At 53.7% G+C, this 16,736-nt stretch carries 13 protein-coding genes and 4 tRNA genes; 10 read left to right on the forward strand and 7 right to left on the reverse strand.

Annotated features, from left to right (window positions below; all coding sequences use genetic code 11):
* Positions 1 to 243: 243 nt before the first annotated feature.
* Together IM300_RS05270 and IM300_RS05275 are read left to right on the forward strand one after the other, a co-directional pair.
* Positions 244 to 1,941 (forward strand): sensor histidine kinase, encoded by a 1,698-nt coding sequence (locus IM300_RS05270; RefSeq protein ID WP_107533445.1) that lies wholly within the window; start codon positions 244 to 246, stop codon positions 1,939 to 1,941.
* Positions 1,942 to 1,954: 13 nt separating this feature from the next.
* Complete coding sequence (locus tag IM300_RS05275; protein WP_063450438.1) at positions 1,955 to 2,686, forward strand: LytTR family DNA-binding domain-containing protein; 732 nt, start codon at positions 1,955 to 1,957, stop codon at positions 2,684 to 2,686.
* A 35-nt stretch (positions 2,687 to 2,721) separates the two neighbouring features.
* Here the strand turns inward: IM300_RS05275 and glk are convergent, their stop codons facing one another.
* Positions 2,722 to 3,687 carry a glucokinase gene (glk, locus tag IM300_RS05280; RefSeq protein WP_063868132.1) on the reverse strand — a complete coding sequence of 322 codons (966 nt, stop codon included), beginning with the start codon at positions 3,685 to 3,687 and terminating at the stop codon, positions 2,722 to 2,724.
* A 205-nt stretch (positions 3,688 to 3,892) separates the two neighbouring features.
* Between glk and IM300_RS05285 the strand changes: the two genes are divergently transcribed.
* The gene (locus IM300_RS05285; RefSeq protein ID WP_193035595.1) at positions 3,893 to 5,128 is read left to right on the forward strand and encodes an ion channel protein; all 1,236 of its coding nucleotides are present in this window, start codon (positions 3,893 to 3,895) and stop codon (positions 5,126 to 5,128) included.
* Here IM300_RS05285 and ipdC read toward each other — a convergent pair whose 3' ends face one another.
* Positions 5,129 to 6,787 (reverse strand): indolepyruvate decarboxylase, encoded by a 1,659-nt coding sequence (gene ipdC, locus IM300_RS05290; protein ID WP_193035597.1) that lies wholly within the window; start codon positions 6,785 to 6,787, stop codon positions 5,129 to 5,131.
* 185 nt (positions 6,788 to 6,972) lie between these two features.
* On the opposite strand from ipdC, the gene mgrA reads away from it, so the two are divergent.
* The gene (gene mgrA, locus IM300_RS05295; RefSeq protein WP_107533449.1) at positions 6,973 to 7,971 is read left to right on the forward strand and encodes an L-glyceraldehyde 3-phosphate reductase; all 999 of its coding nucleotides are present in this window, start codon (positions 6,973 to 6,975) and stop codon (positions 7,969 to 7,971) included.
* A gap of 126 nt (positions 7,972 to 8,097) precedes the next feature.
* Positions 8,098 to 8,445 carry a DUF2502 domain-containing protein YpeC gene (gene ypeC, locus IM300_RS05300; protein WP_063450443.1) on the forward strand — a complete coding sequence of 116 codons (348 nt, stop codon included), beginning with the start codon at positions 8,098 to 8,100 and terminating at the stop codon, positions 8,443 to 8,445.
* A gap of 33 nt (positions 8,446 to 8,478) precedes the next feature.
* Here the strand turns inward: ypeC and IM300_RS05305 are convergent, their stop codons facing one another.
* Entirely contained in the window at positions 8,479 to 9,717 is a 1,239-nt protein-coding gene (locus IM300_RS05305; protein ID WP_064910292.1) for an Nramp family divalent metal transporter, read from the reverse strand.
* 345 nt (positions 9,718 to 10,062) lie between these two features.
* Between IM300_RS05305 and nupC the strand changes: the two genes are divergently transcribed.
* A complete protein-coding gene (gene nupC, locus IM300_RS05310; RefSeq protein ID WP_063450445.1) occupies positions 10,063 to 11,250 on the forward strand; it encodes a nucleoside permease NupC in 1,188 nt (395 codons plus the stop codon).
* A 45-nt stretch (positions 11,251 to 11,295) separates the two neighbouring features.
* On the opposite strand, the gene IM300_RS05315 is transcribed toward nupC, so the two are convergent.
* From IM300_RS05315 to IM300_RS05325, 3 genes are all read right to left on the reverse strand, one after another.
* Positions 11,296 to 13,485, reverse strand: a complete 2,190-nt coding sequence (locus tag IM300_RS05315; protein ID WP_131636522.1) for an EAL domain-containing protein — start codon at positions 13,483 to 13,485, stop codon at positions 11,296 to 11,298.
* Positions 13,486 to 13,696: 211 nt separating this feature from the next.
* Positions 13,697 to 13,772, reverse strand: a tRNA-Ala gene (locus IM300_RS05320).
* A 41-nt stretch (positions 13,773 to 13,813) separates the two neighbouring features.
* Positions 13,814 to 13,889: transfer RNA gene (locus IM300_RS05325), tRNA-Ala, on the reverse strand.
* A gap of 217 nt (positions 13,890 to 14,106) precedes the next feature.
* On the opposite strand from IM300_RS05325, the gene IM300_RS05330 reads away from it, so the two are divergent.
* Entirely contained in the window at positions 14,107 to 14,469 is a 363-nt protein-coding gene (locus IM300_RS05330) for a YfeC-like transcriptional regulator (protein ID WP_063868121.1), read from the forward strand.
* 1 nt (position 14,470) lies between these two features.
* Positions 14,471 to 14,857, forward strand: coding sequence for a YfeC-like transcriptional regulator (locus IM300_RS05335; protein ID WP_226842057.1), 387 nt, complete (start codon positions 14,471 to 14,473; stop codon positions 14,855 to 14,857).
* A gap of 51 nt (positions 14,858 to 14,908) precedes the next feature.
* On the opposite strand, the gene gltX is transcribed toward IM300_RS05335, so the two are convergent.
* Entirely contained in the window at positions 14,909 to 16,324 is a 1,416-nt protein-coding gene (gene gltX, locus IM300_RS05340; RefSeq protein WP_063868117.1) for a glutamate--tRNA ligase, read from the reverse strand.
* Between the two features lie 258 nt (positions 16,325 to 16,582).
* On the opposite strand from gltX, the gene IM300_RS05345 reads away from it, so the two are divergent.
* Positions 16,583 to 16,658 (forward strand) — tRNA-Val (locus tag IM300_RS05345).
* 3 nt (positions 16,659 to 16,661) lie between these two features.
* A tRNA-Lys gene (locus IM300_RS05350) sits at positions 16,662 to 16,734 on the forward strand.
* Positions 16,735 to 16,736: the final 2 nt, after the last annotated feature.

A 16,736-nucleotide genomic window follows, 5' to 3' on the forward strand; every position in this document is an offset into this window, starting at 1 on the left:
TAGCAGTGAAAAGCGGAACTCTTTTCGCGAACAGGCAGTTTTAAGCGCTACGATTTAACACGTTGTTATCAGTATTGTTACCGTACTTTTTACCTCAAACGGAAACGCACCGTCTTTCAGTCAAAAGAGAACAATCCCCTTTGGGAGTTATGGTTTTTCCTCATTTTATAAATCTGACGGATAGCTGGTCATCAGGCCCCATGTTTTCTATCATAGATTTTTCCCGTTTTCCCAGGCCTGACCGTGCACGAAATCTTCAATATGCTCCTGGCGGTGTTCGACCGCGCGGCATTAATGCTGATCTGTCTCTTTTTCCTCATCCGCATTCGCTTGTTTCGCGAGCTTTTGCATAAATCAGCCCACTCGCCAAAAGAGCTGCTGGCCGTCACGTTTATCTTTTCGATGTTTGCCCTGTTCAGCACCTGGTCCGGCGTGCCGGTAGAAGGATCGCTGGTAAACGTGCGCATCATCGCCGTGATGTCAGGCGGGATCCTCTTTGGCCCCTGGGTCGGGATTATTACGGGCATTATCGCCGGGACCCACCGATACCTGATTGATATTGGCGGCGTGACGGCCGTCCCCTGCTTTATCACCAGCATTATTGCCGGGATACTCTCCGGCTGGATTAACCGCAAAATCCCGAAAAAGCAGCACTGGCGTGCGGGGATTATCGCAGGGATGGTTTGCGAAACGCTGACCATGATTCTGGTCGTCGTCTGGGCGCCCACCGTTGCGCTGGGGCTGGATATCGTCTCGAAGATCGGGATTCCGATGATCCTCGGGAGCGTCTGTATCGGTTTTATCGTGCTGCTGGTGCAAAGCGTGGAAGGCGAAAAAGAGGCCAGCGCCGCGCGTCAGGCCAAGCTGGCGCTGGATATTGCCAACAAAACGCTGCCGCTTTTCCGACACGTTAACGCCGACTCTTTACGTCAGGTTTGCGATATCATCCGCCGGGACATTCATGCGGATGCGGTCGCTATCACCAATATTGACCACGTGCTGGCTTACGTTGGCGTTGGTGAGCACAACTACCGCGACAGCGACGATACCATCAGCCCGACCACCAGACAGGCAATTAATTACGGAAAAATCATCATTAAAAATAATGATGAAGCCCACCGAACGCCAGAGATCCACTCGATGCTGGTGATCCCGCTGTGGGAAAAAGGGGTCGTCACGGGGACGCTGAAAATTTACTACTGTCACGCGCACCAAATCACCTCCTCGCTTCAGGAAATGGCGATTGGCCTGTCGCAAATTATCTCTACCCAACTCGAAGTGTCGCGTGCGGAGCAGCTGCGCGAGATGGCAAATAAGGCAGAACTCCGTGCCCTGCAAAGCAAGATCAATCCCCATTTTTTGTTTAACGCGCTGAATGCGATCTCCTCCTCCATCCGTCTTAATCCGGACACCGCGCGGCAGCTGATTTTTAATCTGTCACGCTATCTGCGCTACAACATTGAGCTAAAAGACGACGAGCAGATCGACATCAAAAAAGAGCTGTATCAAATTAAAGATTACATCGCGATCGAGCAGGCACGCTTTGGCGATAAGCTCACGGTCATTTACGATATTGATGAGGAGGTCAACTGCGTGATCCCAAGCCTGTTGATCCAGCCGCTGGTGGAAAATGCCATTGTTCACGGTATTCAGCCGTGTAAAGGCAAAGGCGTGGTCACGATTAGCGTGACGGAAAGCGGTAACCGCGTGCGCATCGCCGTGCGCGATACCGGGCACGGCATCGATCCGAAAGTCATCGAGCGCGTCGAGGCAAATGAAATGCCGGGCAACAAGATCGGGCTGCTGAACGTGCACCACCGGGTCAAGCTGCTGTTCGGTGACGGGCTGCACATTCACCGTCTTGAGCCGGGCACCGAGATTGCTTTTTATGTTCCGAATGAACGAACGCCCGTTAATGCCCCCATTTCCTTGTTGCCGTAGGCCGGAGTAACAGATGAAAGTCATCATTGTAGAAGATGAAATTCTGGCTCAGCAGGAGTTGAGCTGGCTTATCAAAACCCACAGCCAGATGGAGATTGTTGGCTGCTTTGAGGACGGTCTGGACGTGCTGAAATTTTTGCAGCATAACCGGGTCGACGCGATTTTTCTCGATATTAATATTCCGTCGCTGGACGGCGTCCTGCTGGCGCAAAATATCAATCAGTTCGCCCATAAGCCGTTTATTGTGTTTGTCACCGCGTGGAAAGAGCATGCCGTGGAAGCCTTCGAGCTCGAGGCGTTTGACTATATTCTCAAGCCTTACCAGGAGTCGCGTATTATCAGTATGCTGCATAAGCTGGAAGCCGCATGGCAGCAGCAGACGCTGCCCGCCAGCACCAGCCCGGCAGCGCGGGAAAACGACACCATTAACCTGGTGAAAGACGAACGGATCATCGTCACGCCTGTCGACGATATTTACTATGCCGAAGCGCATGAAAAAATGACGTTTGTCTATACGCGGCGTGAATCCTACGTCATGGCGATGAACATCACCGAATTTTGCAATAAACTCCCGGCCGCCCGCTTCTTCCGCTGCCACCGTTCGTTCTGCGTCAACCTGAACAAGATCCGCGAAATCGAGCCCTGGTTTAATAACACCTATATTTTGCGTCTGAAGGATCTGGATTTTCAGGTGCCGGTAAGCCGCAGCAGGGTGAAAGAGTTCCGCCAGCTCATGCACCTGTAGTGCGTTCCCTCTCCCGCAGGAGAGGGGGACGGGCGTCAGAGGATCTGGCCAAGCACCTGGCGCAGATGCGCACCGGAGCCAAGCAAGCCTGGGTTGTCGTGGACAATCAGGTAAACCGGAATGTCCTGCACGTAGCTCCTGAAGCGGCCTTTGTCTTCGAAGCCGCCGCGGAAGCCGGAGGCGGTAAAGAAATCGAGGAAGCGCGGCACGATCCCGCCCGCAATATAGACCCCGCCAAAGGTGCCAAGATTCAGCGCCAGGTTGCCGCCGAAACGCCCCATAATGACGCAGAACAGCGACAGCGCACGGCGACAGTCAGTACAGCTGTCGGCCAGCGCGCGTTCGGTCACGTCTTTAGGCCGCAGATTTTCCGGCAGACGGCCATCTGATTTCACAATCGCCCGATACAGGTTCACCAGCCCCGGGCCAGAAAGCACGCGCTCCGCCGACACGTGACCAATCTCGGCGCGTAGCTCCTCAAGAATAATGCCCTCTTCTTCGCTGTTCGGCGCAAAATCCACGTGACCGCCCTCGCCCGGCAGGCTCACCCAGCGTTTGTCGACGTGAACCAGGTGCGCCACCCCCAGACCGGTGCCCGCGCCGTAAACGGCAATCGGTTTACCTTCAACCGGGGCCGTACCGCCGAACTGAATCAGATGCTCTTGCTTAAGCATCGGAATAGCCATGGAAACCGCGGTGAAGTCGTTAATGATTTCGAGGTGCGAGAAGCCGAGGTTCTTCTGCATTTCGGCAATTGAGAAGGCCCAGGTGTGGTTGGTCATCGCGACCCAGTCGCCGGTGATCGGACAGGCGATGGCGATACAACCGTCCTCAACGCTCACTTTATGCTCTTCCAGATAGACGCGTACCACCGCTTCCAGGCTTGGGTAATCCAGCCCTGAATAGGTTTTCGCCTGAGAAATTTCACCGCTGTTCACATCGCACAGGGCAAGGCGAGCGTTGGTGCCGCCCACATCACCTACCAAAGCATACTTTGTCATTCTTCTACTGCTCCGCTAAAGTCAGAATAAATCTTTGGGACACTGTAAATTCAAGGCGTGATAACAACAACGACCAGAAGGTGACTGCCCATGGATTATCGATCTTCGTCACATAATAACTTTACCGTTTCAGCACCTTTTGCACTATTGCCACAATGCTGATTGTGCAAAGTAACGTTAAGCCGTTTTGTACAAGGAAATCATCATGCTCCATCCGCGAGCCAGAACCATGCTGTTATTGGCCGTCCCGGCGCTGATTATTGGCGTGGCGTCGAGCCTGGTGCTCATCGTCGTCATGAAGGTGGCATCGGTGCTGCAATCGTTGTTGTGGTCTGCGCTACCGGCAAAGCTCGGCATCAGCATTGACTCGCCGGGTTGGATCATGATGATGCTGACCCTGACCGGGATTGCCGTAGGCCTGGTGATCCGCTATAGCCCGGGACACGCCGGGCCGGACCCGGCGCTGGAACCACTGATTGGCGCGCCCGTTTCGCCTTCTGCCCTGCCGGGGCTTATCATCGCGCTGATTATCGGTCTCGCCGGCGGCGTGAGCCTCGGGCCTGAACACCCCATTATGGCGGTCAACATCGCGCTGGCGGTCTTCCTGGGGGCGCGTCTTTTCCCGCGCGTTGGCGCGCTGGACTGGACGATTCTGGCCTCCGCCGGCACCATCGGGGCGCTGTTTGGCACGCCAGTAGCCGCCGCGCTTATCTTTTCTCAAACCCTGAGCAGGGACAATGACGTGCCGCTGTGGGACAAACTCTTCGCGCCGCTGATGGCCGCCGCTGCGGGGGCGCTCACCACCAGCCTGTTTTTCCATCCTCATTTTTCGCTGCCCATCCCCCACTACGGTCAGATGCAGCTCGCCGATATTTTCAGCGGTGTCGTCGTCGTCGCGATAGCCATTGCGCTGGGGATGGTCGCGGTATGGTGTCTTCCGCGCCTGCATCGCCTGATGCACAGGCTGAAGCATCCGGTGCTGATTCTGGGTATGGGCGGCTTTATTCTGGGCATTTTAGGCGCCATCGGCGGGACGGTTACGCTGTTTAAGGGGCTGGACGAGATGCAGCAGCTGGCCTTCAGCCAGGTCTTTAGCGTTTCAGATTATCTGCTGTTCGCGCTGATAAAACTGGCGGCGCTCGTGGTCGCTGCGGCCTGTGGTTTCCGGGGAGGTCGTATCTTCCCGGCGGTCTTTGTTGGGGTCGCGCTGGGGCTGATGCTGCATGAGCACGTCGACGCAGTCCCTGCGGCGATTACCGTCTCCTGCTCCATTCTGGGGCTGGTACTGGTGGTCACGCGCGATGCGTGGCTAAGCCTGTTTATGGCGGCCGTTGTCGTGCCGGATACCACGCTTCTGCCGCTGCTCTGTATCGTGATGTTGCCCGCCTGGCTCCTGCTGGCGGGCAAACCGATGCTGATGGCATGGCGAAACGACAGGTAATCAGGCGTTATTGCGCGCCTCCAGCGCTTTGGTCAGCGCGCTCAACAGCGGCGGAATATCGGCTTTCGGCAGCATCACCTCGATCAGCGACAGCCGCTCGTGGTGTGCCACTTTATCCAGCACTTCTGCCAGCGCTTCCGCTTCGCTGACCTGCCAGCACTCTGCCTGAGGCGCCAGGCTCAGCGCCTGCGGGATCTGCGTCCAGTTCCAGAGGGCGATATCGTTATAGCGCTGCTCCGGCCCGTGGATAGCCCTCTCGACCGTGTACCCTTCGTTGTTAAGCACCAGAATAATCGGGCGCTGCTTGTCGCGCAGCATTGAGCCCAGCTCCTGAATGGTCAGCTGCGCGGCGCCGTCGCCCGTCAGGACAATCACGCGTCGGTCCGGACACGCCGTTTGCGCGCCAAAAGCCGCCGCCAGCGTGTAGCCAATTGAGCCCCACAGCGGCTGGACGATAAAGTTGACGTCTGCCGGTAAACGCAGATCGATAGCGCCAAAAGCAGATGTTCCCTGGTCAGCCAGAATGATATCGCCGGGACGAATAAACGCTTGCAGGGTACGCCAGAAACTCTCCTGCGTCAGAGACCCTTCGATAGTGGGGAACGAAAAGCCGTTGTTATCTGATGACGTTCGCGTATCACGTACATGCGTTTTACACAGGGCCGTTAGCGTTTCAATCGCCTCCCTCATCGGGATGCCCGTAAACCAGACGTCACCGACGCGGGCAGCGTGGGGCTGAACCTCTATCGTCTGGGCTGGCGTCAGCTGATGGGTAAATCCGGCGGTGAGCGTATCGGTAAAACGCGTGCCAATGCACAGCACCGTATCGGCACCCTCGATCGCCTCTTTAACCTGTTCGGCGCTTGCCGACCCGCTATAGGTGCCATAAAAGCCGCTCTGGCGTTCATCAAAAATGCCCTTACCCATCAGCATCGTTGCGTGGGCCATTGGCACCGCTTTGACCCACTTCTGAACGGCGTCTCTCAGGCCGTGGCGCAGCACCAGGAAATCCGCTAGCAGCGCGGTGCGTTTGCTCATGGACAGACGCTTTTCGGCAGCCTCACGGAACGCCTGCAAACAGGCTGAATCAGCGGGTGCGGGATGCAAAGTGAGAGCGCTTACAGGGGGCGTAGCGGCTTTTTTCGCCACATCGGCAGGCAGCATCAGGTAGCCCGGACGGCGCTCGCGCAGCATGGTGGTAAGCACCCGGTCAATTTCATAGCAGGCGTTTTGTTCGGTGAGCACCGCCTGTGCGACGGTAATGGGTTCGCTCATATGATAGAAGTGGCGGAACTCGCCGTCGCCTAACGTATGGTGCAATAACTCTCCTCGTTGCTGTGCCGCCATACCCGGGGCCCCCACAATATGGAGCACGGGAACATGTTCGGCAAAGCTGCCCGCCACACCGTTCATGGCGCTTAATTCCCCAACGCCGAATGTCGTCAGCAGCGCGGCAAAGCCCTTACAGCGGGCATAGCCGTCAGCAGCGTAAGACGCGTTCAGTTCGTTGGCAGAGCCCACCCAGCAGATGTCCGGGCTGTCTATCACATGGTCGAGAAATTGCAGGTTATAGTCGCCCGGCACGCCAAACAGATGATCGGCACCGCAATCTGTTAGTCGGTCCAGCAGGTAATCGGCGACGCAATAGGGGGTACGCATATTATAGGTGTCCTTCTGACGTTGACCTCACTCTGAGTATTAAATAAGCGTGAAGCCTGTCCAGAAATGGCGAGAAGTCGAGAATGGAAAGAATGCTTTACGAAAAAAGCTGAGCTATGCTCATTTTCTTCGGGTGAGTGTAAACGTATACACTGATTTTTTTTTCAGCGCCAGAGGTCTCGCCAATGGGTTATCAACCTGACAAAAATCGTTATCAGACAATGCAGTATCGCCGCTGTGGACAAAGCGGCCTTAAGCTTCCCGCCATCTCGCTGGGGCTGTGGCATAATTTTGGCGACGCGACGCTGCTCGAAAACAGCCGTCAACTTTTACAGCGCGCGTTCGATTTGGGTATTACGCATTTTGACCTTGCCAATAATTACGGCCCGCCTCCCGGGTCGGCCGAACGTAATTTTGGTCGCATTTTGCAGGAGGATTTCCTGCCCTGGCGCGATGAGCTGATTATCTCCACCAAAGCGGGCTACACCATGTGGGACGGGCCTTACGGCGACTGGGGCTCACGTAAATACCTGATCGCCAGCCTGGATCAAAGCCTCAGGCGTATGGGGCTGGAGTACGTTGATATTTTCTATCACCATCGTCCCGATCCCCAAACGCCGCTGCGTGAAACCATGAAAGCGCTTGACCACGTGGTGCGTCAGGGCAAGGCGCTGTACATTGGTCTGTCCAACTACCCGGCAGAACTGGCACGACAGGCGATTGAAATACTGGAGGATCTGGGCACGCCGTGTCTCATCCACCAGCCGAAGTACTCCATGTTTGAACGTGCGCCTGAAGCGGGTTTGCTGGAGGTATTGCAGCAAAAAGGGGTGGGATGTATCCCCTTCTCTCCGCTGGCCGGTGGACAGTTGACCGATCGCTATCTGAACGGCATCCCGGCAGATTCTCGCGCGGCAAGCGGCAGTAAGTTCCTTAATCCGGAGCAAATCACCGACAATAAGCTGGAAAAAGTGCGTAAGCTGAACGCGCTGGCGCAAAGCCGGGGGCAAAAGCTGTCGCAAATGGCGCTGGCCTGGATACTGCGCCACGATGCGGTGACGTCAGTGCTCATCGGCGCAAGCAAAACCGGGCAAATTGATGATGCAGCAGGCATGCTTGAAAATTGTCATTTCTCCGCAGACGAGCTGAAGACGATAGAAGCGATCCTGTCCAGTTCAGATTAACATTACTTTTAGCAAAAAGTGCTCTCCTTCATGATTTAGGAGTTGAGGCGATGAAACGAATGTTTACCAACTCGTAAAATTGCGTTAACAGGTCGCACAGCGGCCCCGATCGTGAAGGAGAAGAGTATGTTCAGGTCACTGATTCTTGCAGCGGTATTACTGGCTTCGGCCCCGCTGGTCGCCAACGCTGGCGAAATCACCCTGTTGCCATCGATAAAATTACAAATTGGCGATCGCGACAATTACGGTAACTACTGGGACGGCGGCGGCTGGCGCGACCGTGACTACTGGCACCGCCATTATGAGTGGCGTAAAAACCGCTGGTGGAAACACGATAACGGCTATCACCGTGGCTGGGATAAGCGTAAGGCCTACGAACGCGGCTACCGCGAAGGCTGGCACGATCGTGACGACCACCGCGGCGGCAGAGGCCATGGTAAAGGCAGGGGCCACGGTCACGGCCATCATCATTAACAGCAAAAAGGAGCCTCACGGCTCCTTTTTCTTTTACAGCCCTGCCGCCGTGCCTATTAACAACCAGAGGTTTAACGCCACCACCACCACCACAATGGCCCAGCCGGCGCGTTTCACCCACGTTGAATTTACCAGATCGCCCATCAGCGATTTGTTGCTGGTGAAGATCAGCAGCGGCACCAGCGCCAGCGCAATACCGAAACTCAGCAGCACCTGACTCATCACCAGAATGCGGGTCGGATCCAATCCCATCAGAATGACAATAAAGGAAGGCAGCATGGTTACCGAGCGGCGAACCCACAGAGGAATGTGGAAACGTACAAACCCCTGCATCACCACCTGCCCGGCCAGCGTTCCCACAACCGTAGACGAGAGACCCGCAGCAACAAGGCTTAAACCGAAAATAGTGGCCGCGGCATGGCTCAGCAACGGCTCCAGCGTCAGGTAAGCCTGGTCGAGATCGGCAACCCCGGTATGCCCGTTAAAGTGGAACGCGGCGGCGGCGGTCGCCATCATCGCCAGGTTCACAAATCCGGCAATGGTCATCGCGATCGCCACATCCCATTTCGAGGCGGAGTAACGTTCTTTGCTCGTCCCGCCGTGCAGATTCTGGGTTAAAGAAGAGTGCAGATAAATCACGTGCGGCATGATGGTCGCCCCCAGCACCCCGGCCGCGAGAAAAACGGCTTCAGAGGTGGGTAACGATGGGATCACCATCCCTTTCGTCAGCTGCACCAGATTCGGCTGGGAGAAAACCAGCTCAACGATATAGGCGGCAGCGACGAACAGCAGCAGGCCGCCGATGACTTTCTCCAGCGGTTTTTGTCCCCGCCGCTGGAGCATCAGAATAAGGAACGTGGCGATACCGGTCAGCACGGCGCCCTGTAGCAGGGAGACGCCCAGAATGAGCTTAAAGCCGATCGCCGCCCCGATAAACTCAGCGAGATCGGTGGCCATGGCAATAATTTCCGCCTGGACCCAGTAAAACCATACCGCCGGACGCGGATAGTGATCGCGGATTTGCTCCGCCAGGTTTTTCCCGGTGGCAATACCCAGCTTCGCGGAAAGCATCTGAATCAGCATCGCCATCAGGTTGGCCCAAACCACAACCCACAGCAGCTTATAGCCGAAACTGGCCCCGGCCTGAATATTGGTCGCAAAATTACCCGGATCGATGTAGCCAATCGCGGCAATGAATGCCGGTCCCATTAATGCGAACCGCAGCTTGCGTGCCGCTCTGCCGCTGCTACTCTCTACGCGACTATTCGTCATTTCTGCCTCTGGAAATATAGCCTTTGCTATGTTTTATGCTATCAAAATGAGAATGATTATCAAGTTCATTTGTAATGATTAACATGATTTCTCTGATAGTCAGGAACAATAGACAGGCAGGTGGAGCAAGGTCACAGAATGTGAAAATGCGCAGACATTTGTGAAGCGTAGCACACAAACTTAACTTTTCACTCATTTACCTAACATAACAAAAATGTATTGTTGATCACTATTTTTGAGACTCGTCACAGGATGTAACTATAGTGTGGGCTTGATCTCGTTTTCTTTGTGCTTGTTACATAGAATGTGCACGGAAATTAAACCTGCCTCATATTTGGAGCAAATATGGACCGCGTCCTTCATTTTGTCCTGGCACTCGTTGTCGTTACTGCACTCGCATTGCTGGTCAGCACAGACCGCAAAAATATTCGTATTCGCTATGTTGTCCAGCTGCTGGTCATTGAAGTTTTACTTGCGTGGTTCTTCCTGAACTCCAACGTAGGCCTCGGCTTCGTGAAAGGCTTCTCCGAAATGTTCGAAAAACTGCTCGGATTTGCCAACGAAGGGACAAACTTTGTCTTTGGCAACATGAACGATCAGGGTCTGGCCTTCTTCTTCCTGAAAGTGCTCTGCCCTATCGTCTTCATCTCTGCCCTGATCGGTATCCTCCAGCACATCCGTGTTCTGCCGGTGGTTATCCGTGCGATCGGCTTCCTGTTATCTAAAGTTAACGGCATGGGCAAGCTGGAGTCCTTCAACGCAGTCAGCTCGCTGATCCTCGGTCAGTCTGAGAACTTCATTGCGTATAAAGATATCCTCGGCAAGATGTCCCGCAACCGCATGTACACCATGGCGGCGACCGCAATGTCTACCGTTTCCATGTCTATCGTGGGCGCGTATATGACCATGCTGGAACCTAAATACGTGGTTGCGGCGCTGGTTCTGAACATGTTCAGCACCTTTATCGTCCTTTCGCTGATTAACCCGTACCGTGTGGATGCCAGCGAAGAGAACATTCAGATGTCAAACCTGCACGAGGGACAGAGCTTCTTCGAAATGCTGGGTGAATACATTCTGGCTGGTTTCAAGGTTGCGGTTATCGTTGCCGCGATGCTGATTGGCTTTATCGCGCTGATCGCTGCGCTGAACGCCCTGTTTGCGGCCGTACTGGGTATCTCCTTCCAGGGCATTCTGGGCTATATCTTCTACCCGGTTGCCTGGGTGATGGGTGTACCGGCTCATGAAGCGTTGCAGGTGGGCAGCATCATGGCAACGAAACTGGTATCCAACGAATTCGTGGCGATGATGGATCTCCAGAAGATTGCCAGCACGCTCTCCCCGCGCGCGGAAGGGATCCTGTCCGTCTTCCTGGTCTCCTTCGCGAACTTCTCTTCCATCGGTATCATCGCTGGCGCAATTAAAGGCCTGAACGAAGAGCAGGGTAACGTGGTGTCTCGCTTTGGCCTGAAGCTGGTTTACGGTTCAACGCTGGTGAGCGTCCTGTCTGCCTCTATCGCAGCACTGGTCCTCTAATTCATACCGCTGAACGAAAACCGGGAGCCATCGCTCCCGGTTTTTTTATGCTTCCAGCGCCGTCAGAGGCTGTGGCTTGCCAATCAAATAGCCCTGCAAATAATCTACGCCAAATCGCAGCAACATTTCGCGTTGTTCAGCCGTTTCCACATATTCAGCCACCACACACAGCGATTTCGTTTTTGCCATGTTGCAAATGGACTGCACGATCATCGCATCCATGCTGTCGGTGCAGATATCTTTAACGAAGCTGCCATCGATCTTAATGATATCGGCCTCCAGCCGCTTCAGGCGCTCAAAGTTGGCATAGCCGGTACCAAAGTCGTCTATGGCAATACGGAAGCCGTAATCACGCAGCTGCTGGATATTTTTGATGCTGCTTCCCGAGTCAGAGAAAGCCTGTTCCTCGGTGATCTCAATGATGATATCTTGCGGCGCAATAGCGTAGCGTTCAAAAAGGGCAATGATCTCAGCCGCAATCTCATTTTGCATCAGCGTCAGCGGCATCAGATTGACGGAGAAGCGCGTTCCTGCACGTCCGGACGGATGGCTGCGCATCCACATCAGCAATTTTTCCAGTACGTTCAGGTCAAACCGGTGGCTCAGGTTGAACTGAGCAATCAGCGGAATAAAGCGGTCAGGGGTGATGATCTCGCCATCGCTTTCCAGCCTGGAGAGGATTTCAAAGTACCCTTCCCCGCGCGCATTGTGGATTGGCTGGGCGTAAAGGTGAAGACCGCCGATATCCAGGGCGCGTTTTATGCGGGCCAGCATTAGCACCCTGTCCGTCGTCTGACCAGAGACATCATCCAGACTGTTGGTTAACGCCAGAACGTTATGCCCGCCACAGGATTGCTCGGACAGCCAGCTCAGCTGACCCAGCGTGTGGTGCAGGCTTTCCCCATCCGGCACTTCCCCCCAGGAGGCACCAAACTCAATGTCGAGCTCGGTCTTGTTCCAGGTGATCTTACGGCTGTTCAGTTGGTCAACCATATATTGCAGGCGCTCAGCCGTGCCCGGCCCCAGCAAAACCACCACCAGCTCGCTGCCCGGTAGCTGGAAGAGCTTCTCGTCTTTTTGCAATAGCGGTTGCAGCGACGCGGTGATCATCTTTTTACAGTGCACGCGCATGAGGATGCCGTAGTGACGACTCAGGAATTCCAGATTATCCAGGCGCAGGCAGCAGACTTTAGCCTCAGGATGGTGCTGAAGAAAAACTTCCAGCGCACGAATGTTAGGCAGACCGGTGAGCGGATCGGTAAGCGCCCTCTCCTGCCATCCCTGTTTCAGCCATTCACTTTTTTGGAAGATCCGTGACATGTAAAGCAGGCAGATGGCGAAAGAGATGAGCACCGAGAGGATAAAGGAAAGTGAGTGACCCGATTCAACGCCATTGAGAAAATTATAATTGTAGGTCAACAGCATGAGCGCCGAAGCCGCCCAGAGCAAAGAGATGAGTGAATAGCTCAGACGACCAATCCCTAGGGTAAAAAGAATAAAAACGATTGGCATCAAATAACCAGCTATAAACTGTGACTCGAAAGGCGCGCACAAAATAGCGATCATCGAGACCAACAGCATCAGCCACACAACGATAAATAATGCTTTTTTGTGACAAAAGAGAGGCTTCACGCTTCGCCGCCAGAATGTTCGGGCATACCGGGGATTAATTATCATTCTTAACGGGTAATAGAACATCATGGTGAAAATCAGGGCGGCACAAATGAGGCTTTGAATATCGATAACGTTATAAATTGCAGAGCCTTCGCCGAAATAGGAGGAGATTGTCACCGGGAAATCAAATAAATATCCAGCCAGATACATCGATAATTTGATGCCTACAGGAACCATAAATCCGAGCCAGAAAATACGTATACCGATGTACTTATTCGGCATGCTGTGTCGCCAGCGCTTGCCCAGCATCAGACGGATGACGCCACAGGCCGCAAAGACGGCAAACGTCTGACAAAGTAATAACACGGAAGATTGTAGCAATGCTAAATCAAAGTAATAAATGTTAGTGACACTAAAACTAATCAGTAAAGGAATGATTGCCCTTCGTCCAAATAACAACACGATGGCGAGCATAGCGCTTAAGGGCAACCACGCTAAATAAACATCATTTTCGTTGACGATAGCGCGCGGGGAGATATAACGGGAAAAGGGGATCGCAATCAGGCTTAGCGCCAGGGCAATCATAAATATTTTTACATTATTGTAAATTTTTCTATTCATTAATCCGTGAGATCTATTTAACCATCGTCTTATTGACCGGATGGATAATAGGTTTATTAATTGCACGAATCAAGTTCGGGTCTATTTATAGACTTGTTTATTGATTTGGATTGAGGTGATGTATAGAAAACGACATTGCTGGCAACAAAAAGAGTCTAAACATTTTACAAGATATAAAAAAACCCCCGTCTTGCGACGAGGGTTTAAATTTTGGTGGAGCTAAGCGGGATCGAACCGCTGACCTCTTGCATGCCATGCAAGCGCTCTCCCAGCTGAGCTATAGCCCCACATGTTACTTTACCTACCGCACTCTGTTGGGTTCAGAGTTTGGTGGAGCTAAGCGGGATCGAACCGCTGACCTCCTGCATGCCATGCAGGCGCTCTCCCAGCTGAGCTATAGCCCCATCGTAAAGCTGTCATGTTGACGGGCGGCATAATATGAATTCCGCCGCAACGTGTCAACGGCAAATTCAGCCTCCGCCTTTCAACCGTCGAAAAATCATGCAAATGAATCACTTTGCGAGCCTGCTCGCAGCCAGGAGTTAAGCTTGTCACGTTTTCACGTAAAACGGTGCTATAAAATGAACCACTAATTAACCCCACAGATATTCAGGAAATTGTATGATCAAGGAACGAATGACGCCAGAAGAGTTAGCTCTGCTGACTGGCTATAGCCGACAGACCATCAATAAATGGGTACGTAAAGAGGGTTGGATTACATCGCCAAAACCAGGCGTTCAGGGTGGCAAGGCGCGTCTGGTACACGTCAATGAAAAAGTGCGCGACTTTATTCGCAGCGCACGCAGGGTGACAGAGTCGCCGGAAATGCCAGATAAGGCGTACCACGACGGTTCACTTCACGCCCTGCTCATGACGCTGGCGAATGAAATGACGCCGGATGAGCAAAAGCAGATGACATCGCTGTTACTGCGGGAAGGGATTACCGGATTGTTACAACGCTTAGGGATTCGCGACCAACGCTAATATGAAAAGATTACGCAGCAAAATGACCACGGAAGAGCTGGCGGACAGTCTGGGCGTAGCCCGACAGACCGTTAATCGCTGGATACGACAAAAAGGATGGAAAACGGAGGGGATTAACGGCGTTAAAGGCGGAAGAGCGCGTGTGATATGCATTGATGCGCACGTGAAGGAGCACATCATAAGCCTTCCCGCCATGCGTAACCGTCAGGCTGTTTACCACGTTGCGGAAAGCCCTTCCCTCTATGGCGTGGCGACCTCACCCAGCCTGCTTCCACAAATCATCGACTCGCTGGAAAACATGACGGCTGTCGAACAGGAACGTTTGCGCACACTGCTCGCGCGTGAAGGTTTGCAGGGTTTTCTTACGCGTCTTGGTATTGCTGAATAACAGGCAAAAAAAACGGCAGGTCACCCTGCCGTTATGTGTATTACGCGGGCATTACTGCTGGCTTTCGCGCTCAGCGATAAAGCCCAGCGCCTTGTTGATGCGCGCAACGCTACGCGATTTACCAATTGCATGTACGGTCACGTCCAGCGCCGGAGACTGGCCTGCCCCCGTTACCGCAACGCGCAGCGGCATACCGACTTTACCCATGCCAATTTCCAGCTCATCAGCAGTAGCCTGAATCGCGTGGTGCACATTTTCCGCTGTCCATTCGGTAATGGCTTCGAGCTTGTCTCGCACCACTTCCAGCGGCTGACGCGCAACCGGACGCAGGTGTTTCTTGGCCGCGTCCGCGTCGAACGCGTCAAACTCTTCATAGAAATAGCGGCAGCTTTCGGCAATCTCTTTCAGCGTTTTGCAACGCTCGCCAAGCAGTTTCACCAGATCCGCCAGTTCCGGACCAGTACGGGTATCGATGTTTGCCTGCTCAATGTGCCATTGCAGATAAGTCGCCACATATTCTGGCTGCATGGTATTGATATAGTGATGGTTCAGCCACAGCAGCTTATCGGTGTTGAACGCGCTGGCGGATTTGCTCACCGAGTTCAGAGAGAACAGGTTGATCATCTCTTCGCGGCTGAAGATCTCCTGGTCGCCATGGGCCCAGCCCAGACGCACCAGGTAGTTCAGTAGCGCTTCCGGCAGATAGCCGTCATCACGGTACTGCATTACGCTCACCGCGCCGTGGCGTTTGGACAGTTTTTTGCCGTCGTCACCGTTGATCATCGATACGTGCGCGTACACCGGTACCGGCGCGTTCAGCGCTTTCAGGATGTTGATCTGACGCGGGGTGTTATTGATATGGTCTTCACCACGGATCACGTGCGTGATTTCCATATCCCAGTCGTCCACCACTACGCAGAAGTTATAGGTTGGCGATCCGTCAGTACGACGAATAATCAGATCATCCAGCTCCTGGTTGCTGAATTCGATCGGGCCACGGATCTGGTCATCAAAGATAACAGAGCCTTCCTGCGGGTTAGCAAAACGCACAACGCACGGCTCATCGGCAGCATGCTCGCTGTGGTCGTGACGGCAACGACCGTCATAACGCGGTTTTTCGCCTTTTGCCATTTGCTCTTCGCGCAGTGCATCCAGACGCTCTCTGGAGCAGTAGCACTTATAGGCCGTGCCCGCGACCAGCATCTCGTCAATGACGTCGTTATAGCGGTCAAAACGTTTGGTCTGGAAGTACGGGCCTTCGTCCCACTCCAGATTCAGCCAGTTCATCCCATCCATAATGGCTTCAATTGCTTCCGGCGTTGAGCGCTCAAGATCGGTGTCTTCAATACGCAGCACAAACTCACCTTTGTTGTGGCGTGCGAAAAGCCAGGAATAGAGAGCGGTACGTGCACCACCGACATGCAGATAGCCTGTCGGGCTCGGCGCGAAGCGAGTTTTGATTTTCATGAAATGGCCTTACGTTATAAAGATGCCGGTAATCGGCAAATCCTGGGAAGAAAACAATGGGCAATATTCTATCACTGTGGGCCGATTCCTCAATGTCGATCACTTTATCCGGTTCGAGATTGCTGTTTTTGTTTAGAAATCATGCGCCACAGTCCGTTTTGCGATCGTTTTGACTAATTTTACGACGAACGAATAAAAACTTTAGAAAATGCGTTGACTCATTTTCAACTCTCCCTATAATGCGACTCCACACAGCGGGGGTGATTAGCTCAGTTGGTAGAGCATCTCCTTTACACGGAGGGGGTCGGCGGTTCGAGCCCGTCATCACCCACCACTCGGGTCGTTAGCTCAGTTGGTAGAGCAGTTGACTTTTAATCAATTGGTCGCAGGTTCGAATCCTGCACGACCCACC

This window comes from Enterobacter cloacae complex sp. I2, assembly GCF_014896205.1.
GTDB lineage: Bacteria > Pseudomonadota > Gammaproteobacteria > Enterobacterales > Enterobacteriaceae > Enterobacter > Enterobacter quasihormaechei.